16 protein-coding genes are annotated in these 17,027 nt (G+C 73.0%); 4 read left to right on the forward strand and 12 right to left on the reverse strand.

The features are described 5' to 3' along the window. Window positions 1-41: 41 nt before the first annotated feature. From H3H34_RS05980 to H3H34_RS05990, 3 genes are read right to left on the reverse strand one after another with little or no spacing between them, the layout of a single operon-like run. Complete coding sequence (locus H3H34_RS05980; RefSeq protein WP_194744372.1) at window positions 42-1,838, reverse strand: heparinase II/III family protein; 1,797 nt, start codon at window positions 1,836-1,838, stop codon at window positions 42-44. A 7-nt stretch (window positions 1,839-1,845) separates the two neighbouring features. Further along, on the reverse strand, window positions 1,846-2,511 hold the full coding sequence (gene rpe, locus H3H34_RS05985; RefSeq protein WP_194744373.1) for a ribulose-phosphate 3-epimerase: 666 nt from the start codon (window positions 2,509-2,511) through the stop codon (window positions 1,846-1,848). Between the two features lie 9 nt (window positions 2,512-2,520). Further along, on the reverse strand, window positions 2,521-2,709 hold the full coding sequence (locus tag H3H34_RS05990; protein ID WP_194744374.1) for a DUF1289 domain-containing protein: 189 nt from the start codon (window positions 2,707-2,709) through the stop codon (window positions 2,521-2,523). 46 nt (window positions 2,710-2,755) lie between these two features. On the opposite strand from H3H34_RS05990, the gene H3H34_RS05995 reads away from it, so the two are divergent. Continuing rightward, a complete protein-coding gene (locus tag H3H34_RS05995) occupies window positions 2,756-4,309 on the forward strand; it encodes an alkaline phosphatase D family protein (RefSeq protein WP_194744375.1) in 1,554 nt (517 codons plus the stop codon). Window positions 4,310-4,484: 175 nt separating this feature from the next. On the opposite strand, the gene H3H34_RS06000 is transcribed toward H3H34_RS05995, so the two are convergent. The 5 genes from H3H34_RS06000 to H3H34_RS06020 all read right to left on the reverse strand — a co-directional run bounded on the left by H3H34_RS06000 (window position 4,485) and on the right by H3H34_RS06020 (window position 8,711). After that, window positions 4,485-5,141 (reverse strand): DUF4230 domain-containing protein, encoded by a 657-nt coding sequence (locus tag H3H34_RS06000; RefSeq protein ID WP_194744376.1) that lies wholly within the window; start codon window positions 5,139-5,141, stop codon window positions 4,485-4,487. Then, window positions 5,138-6,022: an MBL fold metallo-hydrolase gene (locus H3H34_RS06005; RefSeq protein WP_194744377.1), complete on the reverse strand. Its 885-nt coding sequence runs from the start codon at window positions 6,020-6,022 to the stop codon at window positions 5,138-5,140. The genes H3H34_RS06000 and H3H34_RS06005 overlap by 4 nt, the downstream gene beginning before the upstream one ends. A 31-nt stretch (window positions 6,023-6,053) precedes the next feature. Further along, the gene (locus tag H3H34_RS06010) at window positions 6,054-6,488 is read right to left on the reverse strand and encodes a TIGR01244 family sulfur transferase (protein ID WP_194744378.1); all 435 of its coding nucleotides are present in this window, start codon (window positions 6,486-6,488) and stop codon (window positions 6,054-6,056) included. Then, complete coding sequence (gene thrS / locus H3H34_RS06015; RefSeq protein WP_194744379.1) at window positions 6,485-8,494, reverse strand: threonine--tRNA ligase; 2,010 nt, start codon at window positions 8,492-8,494, stop codon at window positions 6,485-6,487. The genes H3H34_RS06010 and thrS overlap by 4 nt, the downstream gene beginning before the upstream one ends. A 76-nt stretch (window positions 8,495-8,570) precedes the next feature. Beyond that, window positions 8,571-8,711: a hypothetical protein gene (locus H3H34_RS06020; protein WP_194744380.1), complete on the reverse strand. Its 141-nt coding sequence runs from the start codon at window positions 8,709-8,711 to the stop codon at window positions 8,571-8,573. A 52-nt stretch (window positions 8,712-8,763) separates the two neighbouring features. Here H3H34_RS06020 and H3H34_RS06025 point away from each other — a divergent pair, with 52 nt between their 5' ends. Beyond that, complete coding sequence (locus H3H34_RS06025) at window positions 8,764-9,684, forward strand: LysR family transcriptional regulator (RefSeq protein ID WP_194744381.1); 921 nt, start codon at window positions 8,764-8,766, stop codon at window positions 9,682-9,684. Window positions 9,685-9,816: 132 nt separating this feature from the next. Here H3H34_RS06025 and ftsH read toward each other — a convergent pair whose 3' ends face one another. Both ftsH and H3H34_RS06035 read right to left on the reverse strand, forming a co-directional pair. Beyond that, entirely contained in the window at window positions 9,817-11,775 is a 1,959-nt protein-coding gene (ftsH, locus tag H3H34_RS06030; RefSeq protein WP_194744382.1) for an ATP-dependent zinc metalloprotease FtsH, read from the reverse strand. A gap of 101 nt (window positions 11,776-11,876) precedes the next feature. Then, complete coding sequence (locus H3H34_RS06035) at window positions 11,877-12,314, reverse strand: ABA4-like family protein (RefSeq protein WP_194744383.1); 438 nt, start codon at window positions 12,312-12,314, stop codon at window positions 11,877-11,879. Between the two features lie 28 nt (window positions 12,315-12,342). Between H3H34_RS06035 and H3H34_RS06040 the strand changes: the two genes are divergently transcribed. After that, window positions 12,343-13,539 carry a pyridoxal phosphate-dependent aminotransferase gene (locus H3H34_RS06040; protein ID WP_194744384.1) on the forward strand — a complete coding sequence of 399 codons (1,197 nt, stop codon included), beginning with the start codon at window positions 12,343-12,345 and terminating at the stop codon, window positions 13,537-13,539. Here the strand turns inward: H3H34_RS06040 and H3H34_RS06045 are convergent. Continuing rightward, on the reverse strand, window positions 13,525-15,711 hold the full coding sequence (locus H3H34_RS06045; protein ID WP_235945432.1) for a M3 family metallopeptidase: 2,187 nt from the start codon (window positions 15,709-15,711) through the stop codon (window positions 13,525-13,527). The genes H3H34_RS06040 and H3H34_RS06045 overlap by 15 nt on opposite strands. A 215-nt stretch (window positions 15,712-15,926) precedes the next feature. Here H3H34_RS06045 and H3H34_RS06050 point away from each other — a divergent pair, with 215 nt between their 5' ends. Further along, on the forward strand, window positions 15,927-16,238 hold the full coding sequence (locus H3H34_RS06050) for an usg protein (RefSeq protein ID WP_194744385.1): 312 nt from the start codon (window positions 15,927-15,929) through the stop codon (window positions 16,236-16,238). Window positions 16,239-16,537: 299 nt separating this feature from the next. Here the strand turns inward: H3H34_RS06050 and H3H34_RS06055 are convergent, their stop codons facing one another. Next, window positions 16,538-17,020 (reverse strand): DUF3299 domain-containing protein, encoded by a 483-nt coding sequence (locus H3H34_RS06055; RefSeq protein WP_235945434.1) that lies wholly within the window; start codon window positions 17,018-17,020, stop codon window positions 16,538-16,540. Window positions 17,021-17,027: the final 7 nt, after the last annotated feature.

The following is a 17,027-nucleotide window of genomic DNA, read 5'->3' on the forward strand; positions in this document are numbered from 1 at the left end:
CGCCGGTGAGCCATGCACGGCGCCCGGACTTGGGCGCGCCCTCAGCCGTGCGCCGAGCCGCGCGACTGGCGACGGAACGCCCAGGGGATGGCCGGAAGATGTACGCGGGTGACGCTGCCGGCAATCACGAGCTGGTTGGTCGGCCGCACCTCGCCCTGCCAGTCGACGGCGATGCTTGGCTCGATCCGCAGGTGGAACCCCTCGGGCAGCCTGCAGCGCAGCGCCCAGGCCGCCGCCTCGCGCGGCCTCGCGCCGGCGAGCCGCACGAGCGCGCCGTCTCCCGCGCCGGTCAGCGAGACGACGGTACCCGGCGCCAGGTGGAAGCGGATGGCAAGCGGCAGCGGCTCGCCCGCACCGATGCGCCGAAGGCCGGGCGCGGGGAGGAGGACATCCTCGCCGCGGAGATCGGCGCCATCTGCCGCAAGCCACAGCCTGCGCCGGTGGAGGAAGCCGAAACGCCCCCGGTAGCCATCGTGCACGGCCTCGACGAGCTGCCCTTCGGGCCCGCTTCGCCGTTCGATCGCAACCTCCTCCACGCCGCCCCGGCGGCGGGCGCCGCTACCGGCCAGCGGCGTGGAATTGGTATCGGCAAGAACGAGCGCCGAATGCGCCGCCGTTGCCCGCAGGCCCTCGGCCAGCGCCTGGGGCAAGGCAAGCGCGGCAATCCCGTCGGGGGCGGTGGCGAAGGCCCCGCCGCAGGAGACAAGGAGCGGCGCGCCTCCGTCCGCCACGGCAATCGCGAGCGTCGAGGCGTGCGGCGCAAGCGCCTGGCGGGCGGCGGGCGGCGGGCCCGCGTCCATCACCACGACCGTGGCGCCCGCCTCGAGGCGGACGAAGCCGCCGGAGAGCACCGGGCCACCGCAGGGGCGGACCCCGAGCCGCGCGAGCTGGGCCGGGCTCGGTGCGCCGCCATGCCAGGGGGAGACCTGGCCGCCGCCCATGGCGAGGGCCCCCAGCCGGCGGCGCACCGCCTCCAGCCCGCCGGCAACGGCCGCCCCCTCGTTCAGGCCGCGCGCCGCGTAGAAGGCGGCAAGCAGCAGCAGAAGGTCGCCCACCGCGCCGAGCTCGAGCGGCCCGCGCAGGGCCGCGACGCCTTCGTCATCGAGCAGGGCCGAAAGCAGCGGTGCGAGCATGGCCTCGGCCCGTGCCTGCCGCTCGTCCTGCCCGGGAAGCAGGAGCGCGCCGCCGAGAAGCCCGGCCACCGCCTCCAGCCGCGGCAGGCCATCGGGCAGGCGCCGCACCGCCTGCTCGAGGTGCCTGGTCCAGCGTGCGATGCCGTTCAGCACCGCCGAGCGGTGGACATGGTCATGCCGGGGCATGAGGAGCGGCGCGTGCGCAATCGCCATGAGCACCCGCCGCCCTGTCACGTCGGGCGCCCAGGCCTCGGCGTCATAGTCGGGGAAACGCTCGAGCCAGCGCCGCGCCAGGCGCTCGATCCGCTCGGCCTCGGCAGGGCCCTCGGGCGGTCGCGCCGCCGCATCCCGAAGCCAGCCCCACCCGTGCAGCCAGCGCCGCCAGGGGGCGGGCGCATCGGGCGAGTCAAGCGCCCCGGAAGAGAGGGGCACGCCGTAGCCCGAGTGGAACAGCCGCCCGGCCGCAAGCCGAGCCCCCCGGTCGGGGTCGCCCGGCACCGGGTCGACCGGCACGGCCAGAAGCTTGAGCGGGAAGCGGCCCTTGAGCCGCATCCGGTGAAGGGGGCTCCTGAACCCGGCCTCGGCCAGGCGGTCGCCGATCCGCTCCACCAGCGAGGGCCCGCGGTCCTCGCCCGACCGGCGGAGGAACAGCCGTTCCTCGCCCGCCTCCCCGTCCGCCTCCCCGTCCGCCTCCCCGTCCGCCATGTGGCCCTCAGCCGCGCAGGGCCGCGAGGTTCCCGGCATAGGCCTCGCGCCCGCCGCGGAACGCCGCCGTGCCCGCCACCAGCACCGTCGCCCCGGCGGCCACGACGGAGGCCGCCGTCTCCGGGCCGATCCCGCCATCCACCTCGAGCGCGATGGCCCGGCCCGTGCGGTCAATCATGCGCCGCAGCGCCGCAATCCGCGGCAGTGCGCCCTCGATGAAGGCCTGGCCGCCGAAGCCGGGGTTGACCGACATCACCAGTACGAGGTCGACCATGTCGAGCACCGGCTCCACCGCCTGGAGCGGGGTGGCCGGGTTCAGCACCACGCCCGCGCGCTTGCCGAGCGCCCGGATCCGCGCGAGCGTCCGGTGCAGGTGCGGCCCAGCCTCGGGGTGGACGGAGAGAATGTCGGCCCCCGCCTCGGCGAAGGCCTCGACCAGCGCGTCCGCCGGGCTCACCATGAGGTGCACGTCGAACGGCTTGGCCGACCAGGGCCGCAGCGCCTTCACCACCATCGGGCCGATGGTGAGGTTCGGCACGAAGTGGTTGTCCATGACGTCGACGTGGATCCAGTCGGCGCCGGCAGCGTCGATTGCCGCCACCTCCTCCCCCAGCCGCGCGAAATCCGCCGCGAGGATGGACGGCGCGAGCAGCACCGGAGGCTTCGGGTCCATCCCCCTCTCCTAGCGGCGGCGGGCGCAGTCCGGAAGCCGGGCGGCGGCTGCGGCCCGGATGGCGCGCCGCTCCGGGTCAGAGGCGGTCGGCCAGCGGGCGATCTCGTCCGGCGTGCGCCCGCAGCCGACGCAGATGCGCCGCTCGAGGCGGCAGACGTTTCGGCATGGCGAGGGCACCTGGCTCGGCTCGAGCAGCATGGGCCTGTCTTGAGCCTGTCACGCGACGCGGGCAAGCCTTTGGGCCATGCTCGACCGCCGCACGCTCCTCGCCACCGCCGGTGCCGCGCTTGCCGCCCCCGCGCTCGCCCGCCTCGCCGCACCCGTGTCCTTCGTCGACTTCCCCTTCCCGTTCGGAGTCGCGGCGGGCGACCCCGACGACCGGGGCTTCGTCATCTGGACCCGGCTTGCCCCGAAGCCGCAGGAGCCCGACCGCGGGCTCGGCAACCGGCCGGCGCTCGTCCGCTACGAGGTGTCGGAGAGCCCGTCCTTCTCGACCCTCGTGGCCGAGGGTGAGGTGGTGGCGCGGCCGGAGCTCGGCCACTCGGTCCACGTGACCCTCGAGACGCTGCGCCCCGACCGCGTCTACCACTACCGCTTCGTGGCCGGCGGCGAACGCTCGGTTGCCGGGCGCGCGCGCACCCTGCCCGCGCCGGGTGCGGAGGTGGCCGAGGTGCGGCTCGGCGTCGCCGGCTGCCAGGACTATCAGTCGGGCCTCTACACCGCCTTCCGGCACCTCGCCGCCGAGGACTGCCACGCCATCTTCCACTATGGCGACTACATGTATGAATACGGCCCGCGCGCGGCCGTCTTCTCGTTTGGGCTCGGCCAGATGGTGCCGACGGTGCGCCGCCACGACGGCCCCGAGACCTTCTCGCTCGACGACTACCGCCGCCGCTACAGCCAGATTAGGCTCGACCTCGACCTCCAGGAAGCGCACCGCTCGGCGGCCTGGCTTGCGAGCTACGACGACCACGAGGTGGTGAACAACTGGGCCGGCGACGTCCCGCCCGAGGAGGACCTGCCGGCCGATCTCTTCCTGCTGCGCCGGGCGGCGGCGATGCAGGCCTGGTACGAGTTCATGCCGGTGCGCGCCGACGCCTTCCCGCGGAACGCGCTCTCGGGGCCCTGGCGGCAGTACCGCTTCGGCCGCCTGCTCGACGCGCGCCTCCTCAACACCCGCGCCTTCCGCACCAACCAGCCCTGCGGCGACCGGTTCGGAAGCCTCTGCCCCGAGATCCGTGACCCCAAGGCCGAGATGCTGGGCCGCGCGCAGGAGGACTGGCTGGTCCGGGGCTTCGGCGAGGCGCGGTGGAACGCGCTCCTCCAGCAGGTGATGATGATGAACCTCGAGCGCGGCCGCGAGCCCGAACCGCGCGGCGTGAACGTCGACAGCTGGGCGGGCTATCTCGCCCCGCGCGACCGGCTGCTCGGCCGGCTGGAGCGGGTGCGGAACCTCGTGGTGCTGACCGGTGACGAGCACCAGCACTGGGCAGGCGAGGTGCGCCGGTCCGGCGCGCGGCCCGACAGCCCGGCGCAGGCGGTCGAGTTCGTGACCACCTCCATCTCCTCCGGCTCGGACGGCCCGGGCACGCGGCCCGAGCACGCAGAGGTCCTGCGCCGCAACCCGGGTCTCGCCTATGTCCGCGACGAGCGCGGCTATGCAGTGATGACGGTGACTCCCAAGGCCTGGACCTGCGACTTCCGGGTGGTGGACACGGTGCGGGCCCCGGGCGGGCGGCTCTCCACCCACGCCCGCTTCCGCGTGCCCGACGGCGAAGCCCGGCTCGAGCGCGCCTGAGCGCGCGGCACGCCGCGGCAGACCGCCGGAGCGCGGAGACCGGCTTCGGCCCGGAGCATGCGCGGGCGAGGTTCGCTGCGGCCCCGCCGCCTCCCTTGGCCCCGGCCGCTCCCGGCGCCGGCTCCGCCGCCATGCCCGCTCCGCGCGGCGTGCGGCATCGCCCCCGCCGTTGCCGTCACTCCTCCCGCGCGGCCGGCCGCACCACCTCGACGCTGACGCCTTCGAGCCCCGCCGCGCGCAGCGGCAGGAGGAAGCTGTTGCGCAGCGCCTCGGCGCCGGCCGCCTCGGCAAGCCGCATGAGCTCGGGCGTCCTCGCCTGGGCCATCAGCTCGCGGGCGATCGCCTTCCGGTTCATCTCGTCTGCCATCTGCTCCACGCCGGTGACGGCGGCGAGCAGCCCCTTCTCGGTATAGATGCGCATCCGCTCCAGCCGGATCACCGGGTCGAGCGGCTCGACCGGCGGCATGCGGACCGTGAGCGTCCGGGTTGCCTGGTTCCAGCCAAGGTCGGCATCGGTCAGGGCCGAAAGGTCGATCGCATAGCGCACCTCGCCTGGCACGATGAGCGTCCTGGTGATGGCGGTTCCCGGCACCGCCAGGTCGAGGAAGGTCTTCTGGACCGTCGAGGTGACGTCGGCCGTCACCCAGGCCGCGAACACGAGGAGCTTCTGCTCGCGCCTCACCGCCTCGAGCGTCGCCGCCACCACCGTCTCGCCCCGCACCGCCGCGCCCGGCAGCAGGCGCGCCCGCAGCGCTGGCTCCGCCAGCAGCAGGGCCGCACCCGCGGTCGCCGCCACCACCAGCCCGGCAAGAAACGCGGCCGCCGCCCTCACGCCCGGCGCACCCAGGTCTCGCCCTCCCCGCGTTCCACTTCCCCGCGCGCGGCAAGATCAAGGAGATGCGCCAGCACCGACCGGCCCGCCGCGCCCCACAGCCGGCGGTCGACGGCCGCATACATGGCCTCCACCATCTCCGGGACCGTCCGCGGCCCTCGCGCAAGCTGGGCAAGGATCTGCGCCTCGCGCTGGCGGCGATGGGCAATCAGGTGCCTGACCCAGCGCTGCGGCTCCTCGACCGGCGCGCCGTGCGCGGGGTAGTAGCGCCGGTCGTCCCGGTCCAGCAGCTTCGCAAGGCTCGCCATGTAGGCCGCCATGTCGCCGTCGGGCGGCGCCACCACGGTCGTCGACCAGCCCATCACGTGATCGCCGGTGAAGAGCGCACCTTCCTCCTCCAGTGCAAAACAGAGGTGGTTCGAAGTGTGGCCCGGGGTTGCGACCGCGCGCAGCGTCCAGCCCGGTCCTGAGACCGCCTCGCCGTCGGCGAGCACCCGGTCGGGGGCATAGCCGGCATCGAACCCGGCGTCAGCCCGCGGGCCGTCGTCGGCAAGCATCAGCGGCGCACAGCCCAAGACCGGCGCCCCGCACGCCGCCTTGAGCGGCACTGCGCCGGGCGAATGGTCGAGGTGGGTATGGGTGACGAGCATGGCGGCGATGGTCTCGCCCTTGGTCGCTTCGAGGATGGCGGCGATGTGCGCAGCGTCCGCCGGGCCGGGGTCGATCACCGCCACCTCGCCCCGCCCGACGATGTAGGTGCCGGTGCCGGTGAAGGTGAAGGGCGAGGGATTGCGCGCCAGCACCCGCCGCACGAGAGGCGAGAGCGGCTCGGCCCTGCCGTAGGGCGCCTCCGCCACGAGCTTCTCGAACGCCTCGTTCACCCCGCCGGCCTAGGGGGCGGCGGAGCGGCCATCAAGCGCGCCGCAGCCGGAGCATGAGCGGCAGCACGGGTCGCGCGTCGTAGCCGGCCGCCGCCGCGGTCTCGAGGAGCGACTCGGGTTCGGCACCGGCCGCCGCCTCGGCAAGGGCCCAGAGGAGGGTCGAGCGGGTGCCGGAACGGCAGAAGCCGAGGACCGGCCGGTCGGCAGCCGCGAGCACGGCTCTGAGGGCCGCCACCTGCTCCAGCGAGAAGCCGCTGTGGTCGACCGGGATCTCGGTGTAGCCGAGCCCGACGGCGGCCGCCGCGGCGGCAATCTCGGCCCCCGTCGGCTGGCCCGGCACCTCGCCGTCGGGGCGGTTGTTGACAATGTGGCCGAAGCCGGCCGCGGCGATCGCCGGCACGTCTTGCGGAGTGATCTGCGGGCTTGCCGAGAAGCGGTCGGTGAGCCGGCGGATGTCGGCGGTCATGCTGCGGACCTGAGGTCGGGCGGGGTGGCCTCGGCGACGAGCGCCGGGACGAGGGTGTCGAGCGGCAGCGTTTCCTGCCGCTCCTCGCCGAGCCGGCGCACCGCGACCGTGCGCTCGGCCGCCTCGCGCCGGCCTACCACCAGCATCACCGGCACCTTCATCAGGCTGTGCTCCCGAACCTTCAGGTTGATCTTCTCGTTGCGAAAATCGGTCTCCACCCTGAGCCCGGCCGCAGCAAGCGCCGCTGCGACCTCGCCAGCCCAGCCGTCGGCATCGGAGACGATGGTGGCCACCACCACCTGCACGGGGGCCAGCCACATCGGCAGCCGCCCGGCATGGTGCTCGAGGAGGATGCCGATGAAGCGCTCGAACGAGCCGAGGATGGCCCGGTGCAGCATCACCGGCCGGTGGCGCGCGCCGTCCTCGCCGATGTAGCTTGCATCCAGCCGTTCGGGAAGCACCGTGTCGGTCTGGATGGTGCCCACCTGCCAGGTGCGGCCGATGGCGTCCTCGAGGTGGAACTCGAGCTTCGGCGCATAGAAGGCCCCCTCGCCTGGCAGCTCCTCCCAGCCGTGCTCGGGCGTGTTGCGCCCGGTCGCCGCCACTGCGTCCCTCAGCGACTGCTCCGCCCAGTCCCACATCGCGTCCGACCCGAAGCGCTGCGCAGGCCGGAGCGCGAGCTTGATCGCGTAGCGCGCGAAGCCAAGGTCGCGATAGACCCGGTCGAGCAGGTCGATGAAGGCCGCCACCTCGGAGACGAGCTGATCCTCGCGGCAGAAGATGTGGGCGTCATCCTGGGTGAACTGGCGCACCCGCATGAGGCCATGGAGCGCGCCGTGCGGCTCGTTGCGGTGGCAGCAGCCGAACTCCGCCAGCCTGAGCGGCAGGTCGCGGTAGCTCTTGAGCCCCTGCCGGAAGATGAGCACGTGGGCCGGGCAGTTCATCGGCTTCAGCGCCAGGAACTCGCCCTTGCCCGAGACGATCGGCTTCCCATCCTCCGTGGCCGGGATCTCGTCGGGGACAACGAACATGTTCTCCCGGTACTTGCCCCAGTGGCCCGACTGCTCCCACTGCCGCGCGCTCATGAGCTGGGGGGTGCGCACCTCGAGATAGCCGGCCGCGTCGAGCCGCCGGCGCATGTAGGCCTCGAGCTGGCGGTAGATCATCCAGCCCCTCGGGTGCCAGAAGACCGAGCCGTGCGCCTCCTCCTGCAGATGGAAAAGGCCCATCTCGCGCCCCAGCCGGCGGTGGTCGCGCTTCGCGGCCTCCTCCAGCCGGGCGAGGTGGGCCTCGAGCTGCTTCCGGTTGAGCCAGCCGGTGCCGTAGATGCGCGAGAGCTGCGGGTTCCGCGGGTCGCCGCGCCAGTAGGCCCCCGAGACGCGGGTCAGCCGGAACGCCTCCGGGTCCAGCCGGCCGGTCGACGGCAGGTGCGGGCCGCGGCACATGTCCATCCAGTCGTCGCCCGACCAGTAGACGGTGATCTCCTCACCCTCGGGAAGCTGGGCTGCCCACTCGGCCTTGAAGTGCTCGCCCTCGGCCTTCCACCTGGCGATCAGGGCATCGCGGTCCCACACCTCGCGGCGGAGCGGCTTGTCGGCGCGGATGATGCGCCGCATCTCCTCCTCGATGACGGGGAGGTCGGCCTCGGTGAAGGGACCGCGCCCGGGCGGCGGAGCGAAGTCATAGTAAAAGCCGTCCTCGGTGGCGGGCCCGAAGGTGATCTGGGTGCCCGGGAACAGCCGCTGCACCGCCTCGGCAAGGACGTGCGCATAGTCGTGGCGGACGAGCTCGAGCGCATCGGCCTCGTCCTTCGCCGTCACCAGCGCAACAGAGGCGTCGTGCTCGATGGGCCGCTCGAGATCGACCAGCTCGCCATCGACCCGGGCGGCCAGCGCCGCCTTCGCAAGCCCCGGCCCGATCGCCGCGGCAAGCTCGGCTGCCGTCGTTCCGCGCGGCATCTCGCGCGCGGAGCCGTCGGGGAGCGAGATGCGGACATGGGCCGTCACGGGCGGGGTCTCCGGAACCTTCGACCCCTTCGGCCCTAGCGGCCCATGCCCGCCTCCGGCAACCCCGCCGGCCGGCTCATGCCATGCCGACACCGGTCAGCAGGGCGATGAGCGGGAAGCTCGCAAGCAGGATGGTGACAACATGGATCATGGATCGTCTCCTCGCCGCCCGGCGCCAGACGATTCCGGCACCCGCGGCACCGCCTGTCTCGCCCATTGCCGCCTCGACCAAAATTGCAGAACTTTGGTGATCGGCTATAGGAAAATCCGTGAGCCGGCCGCCCGACTGGAGCCTCTACCGGAGCTTCCTCGCCGTCATCGAGACCGGCTCGCTCTCCGCAGCGGCCCGGGCGCTCGGCCTCACCCAGCCCACGCTGGCCCGCCATGTCGACGCGCTCGAGGCGGAGATCGGCCGGGATCTCTTCGTCCGCACCCCCAGGGGCCTTGTCCCCACGGACGCCGGTGCGGCGCTTCGGCCCCACGCCGAGAGCGTGGCCCGTGCGATCGCCGCCCTCCACCGCACGGCGACCGCCGGCGCGGGTGACGCGAGCGGCGTGGTCCGCGTGACGGCAAGCGAGATCATCGCGGCGGACTGGCTTCCACCGATCCTCGCCCGTCTTTCCCTCAGCCATCCCGGAGTCCGGGTCGAGCTTGCCGTCAGCAATGCCGCCGAGAACCTCCTCGAGCGCGAGGCGGACATCGCCGTGCGCCTCTTCGCGCCGCGCCAGACCGCGCTCGTCGCGAAGCGCCTGCCGCCGTTCCGGCTGGGCTTCCACGCCCACCGGGCCTATCTCGCCCGGCGCGGCACGCCCGAGACCCTTGCCGATCTTGCCGCGCACGATCTCATCGGCCCCGACCGGCTGCCCATCGACCTCGCGGACTTCGTGGGGAAGGACGCGCCGGAACGGACCGCCTTCCGGCTTGCGACCGACAGCTTCGCGGTGCAGCTGGCCGCCGTCCGTGCAGGGGTCGGGATCGGCCTCTGCCTTGTCGAGGCGGTGGCGGGAGAGCCGGATGTCGTGCCGCTTCTCGCCGCCACGGTCCGGCCCGAGCTGCCGCTCTACATCGTCATGCACGAGGACCTGAAGACGAGCCCGCGCTGCCGCGCCGTGTTCGATGCCCTCGTCGAGGGCCTCGGTCCAGGCCGCCGACCGCGCCCCGCTCCCCCCGTCGCACCCGCAACGGCCTAGCCGCGCGCCGGGCCGTCCGACCGGTGCGCCTCCCCCCGAGGCCCGCCTCCCCCTGCGCCTCCCCCCGAGCCCCGCCTCCCCCCGAGCCCCGCCTCCCCCCGAGCCCGCCCTGCCCGCCGGGCCGGGCGCAGGCTAGGCGGCCGGACGCGGCTCCGGATCGCCGCCGAAGCCGGCGGACGGGCGCTTGCCCGCGCGCGGGATCCCGGCGACGCCGCCGGTCACCACCGCCGGCTTCGCCTTCGCCGGGTCGAGACGGTCGATCTTCTCGCCGGCCACCACCTTCTTGATCTCCTCGCCCGTCAGCGTCTCGTACTCGAGAAGCGCATTGGCCAGCGCGTGCAGCTGGTCGATGTTCTCGGTAAGGATCTTGCGAGCCCGCTCATAGCCCTCGGTCACGAGGCGCTTGATCTCGGCGTCGATCAGCTCGGCGGTCTTCTCCGAGACATTCTGCTGGCGCGTCACCGAATGGCCGAGGAACACCTCCTCCTGGTTCTCGGTGTACTTGAGTGGCCCGAGCTTCTCCGACATGCCCCACTGCGTGACCATCGCGCGGGCAAGGTCGGTCGCCATCTGGATGTCACCCGAGGCGCCGCTCGTCACCTTGTCGGCGCCGAAGATGATCTCCTCGGCCACCCGGCCGCCCATGGCGACGGAGAGGTTCGCGTACATCTTGTCGCGGGCGAAGGAATAGCTGTCGCGCTCGGGCAGGCGCATCACCATGCCGAGCGCCCGGCCGCGCGGGATGATGGTCGCCTTGTGAATGGGGTCGGAGGCCGGCTCGTGGAGCGAGACGATGGCGTGGCCCGCCTCGTGGTAGGCGGTCAGCTTCTTCTCCTCCTCGGTCATCACCATGGACTTGCGCTCGACGCCCATCATCACCTTGTCCTTGGCGTCCTCGAACTCGGCCATGGAGACGAGCCGCTTGCCCCGCCGCGCGGCAAGGAGGGCGGCCTCGTTGACGAGGTTGGCAAGGTCCGCGCCCGAGAAGCCCGGCGTGCCGCGGGCGATCACGCGCGCATTGACGTCGGGGGCGAGCGGCACCTTGCGCATGTGGACCTGGAGGATCTTCTCGCGGCCCTCGATGTCGGGCCGGCCGACGACGATCTGCCGGTCGAACCGGCCGGGCCTGAGCAGCGCCGGGTCGAGCACGTCGGGCCGGTTGGTCGCCGCGATGATGATGATGCCCTCGTTCGACTCGAACCCGTCCATCTCGACGAGCAGCTGGTTCAGCGTCTGCTCGCGCTCGTCGTTGCCGCCGCCGAGCCCTGCGCCGCGGTGCCGGCCGACTGCATCGATCTCGTCGATGAAGATGATGCAGGGCGCGTTCTTCTTGGCCTGCTCGAACATGTCGCGCACTCGGCTCGCGCCGACGCCCACGAACATCTCGACGAAGTCCGAGCCCGAGATGGTGAAGAAGGGGACGTTCGCCTCGCCGGCGATGGCGCGGGCGAGCAGCGTCTTCCCCGTGCCCGGCGGGCCGACGAGCAGCGCGCCCTTGGGGATCTTCCCGCCGAGGCGGTGGAACTTCGACGGGTCCTTCAGGAAGTCGACGATCTCCTGCAGCTCCTCGCGGGCCTCGTCGATTCCGGCCACGTCGTCGAAGGTCACGCGGCCATGCTTCTCGGTGAGGAGGCGCGCGCGCGACTTGCCGAAGCCCATGGCACCCCGGCCCTGGCCGTTCTGCATCTGCCGCATGAAGAAGATCCAGATGCCGATCATGAGGAGGAAGGGCAGTGCGCCCACCACGATCTGCTGCAGCAGGCCCGGCCGCTCCTCGGGCACGGCATCGAAGCGGACGTTGCGCGTGCGCAGCCGCTCGATGAGCTGCATGTCGCCCGGGTTGTAGGTGCGGAAGCTGGTCTCGTTGGTGAGCGTGCCGGTGATCTGGCGGCCGGAGATGGCCACCTCGCGGACCTGGCCTTCGTCGATCTTCTTCAGGAACTCGGAGTAGGCGATCTCCTGCCCGCCGCGCTCGCTGCGCGAAGGGCCCTGCACCACCTGCACCACGAGGACGAGCGCGAAGAGGATGCCCGCCCACAGGAGCAGGTTCTTCATCATCGGCGAGGGCGGCTTGCGCGGGTTGTCGGCCATGGGGTCTCCGTTTCCGAGGCCGAATGTAGGCAGCGCCGGCGGCCCCCGCAATCGGAGTCTCGCGGGCTTACCATGCCGCGGCCCTTTGCCCGGGGCGGCCGTCAGCGCGCGCGCCAGCCGAGCGCGAGGAGAAGGTAGAGGAGGAGCCCGGCCGGCCCGGCGAAGAGGGTGAGGGCGAGGCAGGGCAGGAGCACCCAGCCCGGCATCCGCCGCCGGCCCGCGTCCTCCGCTTCCCAGCTGCCGACGAAGAGGTCGAAGGCCAGAAAATGAACCCAGCCGCCAAGAATGGCCTCGCGGCGGGAGAAGAGCGCCTCGACGCCAGCGAGCGTCGAGAAGCCAGCGCCTTCAGGGAGGCCGGGGCCAAGGGCGACGCCGCGGGCGAGCAGCACGACATAGAGGCCGGCAAGCCCCGCCGCCACGAGGCGGGCGGCAAGGACGAGCGGCGCACGGGCGCGCAGGAACCCGGCGACGGCAAGGATGGCCCAGCCGAGGAGAGCAGCCGCACTTGCGAGCGAGAAGAGCATCTCGGCATTGGCCATGCGCCGCGTCTGCCCTATCGGCCCGGCAATGTCGACCCGCCCGGCCGCCACGCCCCTCACGCGCCCGCCGCACCCGCCGCTCGCGCCGCGCGTTGCGCCAATGCTCGCAGCCGGCGCCGCCGAGGCCTTCGCCATCCTCGACCGGGCACGCGACCTTCGCGCCGAGGGGCGCGAGGTCATCGCGCTCTCGATCGGCCAGCCCGAGGATCCGCCGCCCGCGGCCGCCATCGAGGCCGCGCGCGCGGCGCTCGCGGCCGGGCGCACCGGCTACGCGCCGCTCCTGGGCGAGCCGGCGCTGCGGGCGGCCATCGCCGCTGCGCGGGGCGTTTCCCCGGACGAAGTGGCCGTGCTCCCCGGCGCCCAGGCAGCGCTCGCGGCGGTCCTCCACCTCGTCTGCGGCGAGGGCGACGAGGTGCTCTCGCCCGACCCGCACTATGCCACCTACGCCGGGACCGCCGCCGCCGCCGGCGCGCGGCTGGTGGCCGTGCCCATGGCGCCGCCCGGCTTCGCGCTCGATGTCGGCCGGCTGGCCGCGGCAGTCACCCCGCGGACGCGCGCCGTGCTCGTCAACACGCCGGCCAACCCCACCGGCCGCGCGATCGACGCCGAAGGCTTCGCCGCGCTCGCGGACCTCTGCTCTGGCCACGACCTCTGGCTCGTCTCCGACGAGGTCTATGGCGCGCTCACCTTCGGAGGGCCGCACGTCTCGGCGCTCCGCCACGGGCCGCGGGAGCGCACCATCGTCCTCGACAGCCTGTCGAAGAGCCACGCGATGACGGGCTTCCGCATCGGCTGGGCGATCGCGCCGGCTGCGCTGATGCCCGCGTTCGAGGAATGGTCGGCTGCCGCGATCTTCGGCGTGCCGCCGTTCGTGCAGGATGCAGCGCTCGCCGCCCTCGCGCTGCCGGAGGATGCGCTCGGCCCCTACCGCGCCGGCTTCGCCCGCCGCGCCCGGCTGGCCGCCGCCCTCCTCGGCAACCTGCCCGGCTGCACGCTGGCTCCGCCCGACGGCGGCATGTTCGCCTTCCTCCGCGTCGGCGGCGACGACATCGCCTTCGCCCGCGCTCTCCTCGAGGAAACGGGGGTGTGCACGCTGCCCGGCTCCGCCTTCGGCAGCGCAGGCTCAGGGCACCTGCGCCTCAGCCTCACGGCAGAAGACGCGCGCCTTGCCGAGGGGCTCCGGCGGGTGGCGGGCTTCGTCGCGAGGCGCTCAGCGCGCGGCTGACGCGGACGCCGGCGCCGCGAGGCCCCGGTTCCGGAGCAGCGCGTCGGCGGTCGGCATCCGGCCGCGGAAGGCCACGTAGCTTGCGGCCGGGTCGCGGCTGTTGCCGACACTCAGGATCTCGCGGCGGTAGCGGTCGGCGACCGTCCGGTCCCACGGGCCGCCGGCCTCCTTCCAGGCGTCGAAGGCGTCGGCTTCCAGCACCTCGGCCCAGGTGTAGGCATAGTAGCCGGCGGCATAGCCCCCGCCCTGGAACAGGTGGGTGAAGTGGGCGAGGCGGTGGCGCATGCCGACCGATTCGGGCACGCCGAGCCGGGCGAGCGTGGCGGCCTCGAAGGCCCGGGGGTCGAAGTCGGCGGGGATGTCGGCCAGCAGGTGAAGCTCCATGTCGACCATCGCCGAGGCGAGCTGCTGGACGGTCAGGAAGCCCTGGTTGAAGGTGCGGGCGGCCAGCACGCGCTCGAGCAGCGCCTGCGGCATCGGCTCGCCACGGGCGTTCTTCGCGAAGCGGGAGAGGATCTCCGGCTCGGTCACCCAGTGCTCGAGCACCTGGCTCGGGAACTCGACGAAGTCGCGGTAGACCGCCGTGCCGGCGAGCGAGGGGTAGCGCGTGGCCGAGAGCAGGCCGTGGAGCGCGTGACCGAACTCGTGGAACAGCGTGTCGGCATCGTCGAGCGAGAGGAGCGCGGGCTGGCCGGCGGCCGGCACGACATAGTTGCAGTTGTTGACGACGATGGGGGTGGCGCCGGTGAGGCCGTTCTGGGTGCGGATCTCGTTCATCCAGGCGCCCGGGCGCTTGGTCGGCCGCGTGAACCAGTCGGCATAGAAGAGCCCGACGTGGCGGCCATCCGCCTCCTTCACCTCGAAGACGCGCACGCCTGTCGCATAGCCCGGGATGTCGGGGCGCTCGGCGACCTTCAGGCCGAAGAGACGGTCGACCGTCTCCCAGAGCGCCTGGACCATGCCCTCGAGGGGCAGATACTGCTTCAGCTGCCCCTCGTCGAAGGCGAAGCGCTGCTGGCGGACCTTCTCGGCGTAGAAGCGCCAGTCCCAGGGCTCGATCCGGTTGAGGCCGTCGGCAGCGGCCAGCTTCAGGAGCTCGGCTTCCTCCTCGCGGGCCCGGGCGAGGCCCGCATCGAGGACGGCGCGCGAGAGGGCGAGAGCTGCCTCCGGCGTCTTCGCCATGCTCGTTTCCAGCGCATAGTGGGCGTGGGTGGGGTAGCCGAGCAGGCGCGCCCGCTCGAGCCGGAGCTGGAGCGTTTCGCGGATGAGGGCGTTGGTGTCGTTGGCGTTGCCGTTGTCGCCGCGCATGACGAAGGCGCGCCAGACCTTCTCGCGCGCCGCGCGGTTGGTGGCGAGCGTGAGGAACGGTTCCACGTCGGAGCGGGTGGAGGCGACGAGGTAGCCGGCCTGCCCCCGCGCGCTTGCAGCTGCGGCGGCCGCGGCCTTCGCATCCTCCGGCAGGCCCGCCACTTCGGCCTCGGTCAGGAACAGGTCGGAGGCCTTCTGGTCGGCGACGAGCTTCTGGGCGAAGGCGACTCCGAGCGCCGAGAGCCGCTCGTCGATGGCGGCGATGCGCTGGCGCTCGGCGTCGCCCAGCGCCGCCCCGGCGCGGACGAAGTTGCGGTGCGTGACCTCGAGGAGGCGCGCCTGCTCCGGCGTGAGCTTCAGTCGGTCCCGTTGATCGTGGAGCGCCTTCACGCGCCGCCACAGCCGCTGGTCGAGGTAGGTCTCGGACCGGAAGCGGGCGAGCATGGGCTGCACCCTGCCCTCGATCGCCTGGATCTCGGGTGTGCCATTGGCGCCGGTGACCGTGAAGAACACCGCCGTCACCCGCGAGAGGGGCAGGGTCGCGCGCTCCATGGCCTCGATGGTGTTGGCGAAGGTCGGCCGCGCCCGGCTGGTCGCGATGGCATCGAGCGCACGGCGGGTCTCGGCCATGGCCGCGGCAATCGCCGGCTCGTAGTGCTCCGGCCGGATCCGGTCGTAGGGCGGCGCGCCGTAGGGCAGCGTCCATTCGCCGATCAGCGGGTTGGCGGCGGCGGACTCGGTGGCATCGGCTGCGACGGGTTCGGCAGCGGCGGGCGCGGCGGCCAGCGCGAGGGCAAGGGCTGCGACGGATGCGCGCAGGGCCATGGGGTCAGTCTCCTCCGTGTCGGGGGCCTCGGGGGGCATGGCCACGCTCCTGACAGGCGGCGGCGGCAGTGTCGAGCCCGTGGCACTCGGCTCTGCCGAGTGCTGCCGGATTTCCCCTACCACCTCAGGGTCTTGCCTCCGCCGCCGTTCTCTGGAAGCATCGCCATGACAGGGCCATGACAGGAGCAACCTGACAGCGCGATGAAGGAACAGAAGTCCGGCGGAGCGGAGCACCCAGTGCAAGGGAGACGATGATGACGGATGTCGGACAGGGATCGCACCGGGGGTCGGACCGGGGCGCGGATCCGGATTTCGTGCAGCGCCTGGCGGGCCACGGGCTCCTGACGGCCGAAATCCATTACTGGATGCCCGACCACCCCTCCCTCCTCCAGCAGTTCGTGTGGCAGACGCTCGACGTCGCACCGAGGTTCCCGGCGCTCGCGCGCTTCCTCGACCACTGGCGCCGCGAAGTGGAGGCAACCATCCACGAGATCCGGATTGCCCATGCCGCGCTGCTGAAGCCGGCCGAGGTGCGCCTCGTGGACGGGATCATCCGCCTGCACTGAGCCCCTGAGCCGCACGGGGAGCACCCCGCGGGCTGGGCCGGCCAGGAGGGGCAGGCGCGAGGGCAGAAGCGAGGGCGGAGGCGAGGGCGGGAGCGAGGAGCAGGCGGGCCGGAGTGGCAGGGCCCGTCCCCCGCCTTCCTGCCGCCTTCGCGGCACGCGCCCGGCGGCAGCGGTGCGGCGGCAGGGGCGGCAGCGGTGCGGCGGCAGGGGCGGCAGCGGTGCGGCGGCAGCGGCAACGGCGAGGGCGCCAGCGGCAGGGGGGCGCAGTGTTCCGCCCCCGTCAGCCCGGCCGCCCCCCCTCAGCCCGGCCGCGCTCCCGTAAGCCGGTAGAAGATGCCGCTCTCGTCCTCGCCGGTCAGCTCCAGCACCCCCTCCACCACGAGCGCGTTCTCGATGTCCACCGGAAAGGCGGTATCGGCCTTCACCTCGATGAACTGGGTGGGCCCGGCGTGGAAGTGGAAGGGGCACCCGGGCGGATAGGCGAGAAGCACGAAGTGGCGCTGCCGCGCCGCATTCTCGAGCGGCATCATCCAGCCCGCCACCCGCACCCGCTTGCCGGCAAGGGCTCTCACCGCCGGCGGAAACACCGGCTTCGCGCGGATGTAGCCCTGCGCATCCGTCCGCGTCGTCTCCTTCGTCGATTCGAGGAGCTGCCACGACACCCCGCCCTTCGGCGTCGGCGCCGGCTTCCAGACGTCCTCGACCGGCGCCCGCCCGCCATCCTGGAAGGCAAGAGCCGGCGCGGCCGCCGCGAGGAGGAGGAGAGCGAGCATCTGGCGCATGTGCCGC

The sequence above is a fragment of the Thermaurantiacus tibetensis genome (genome assembly GCF_015354055.1).
Classification (GTDB): Bacteria; Pseudomonadota; Alphaproteobacteria; order Sphingomonadales; family Sphingomonadaceae; genus Thermaurantiacus; species Thermaurantiacus tibetensis.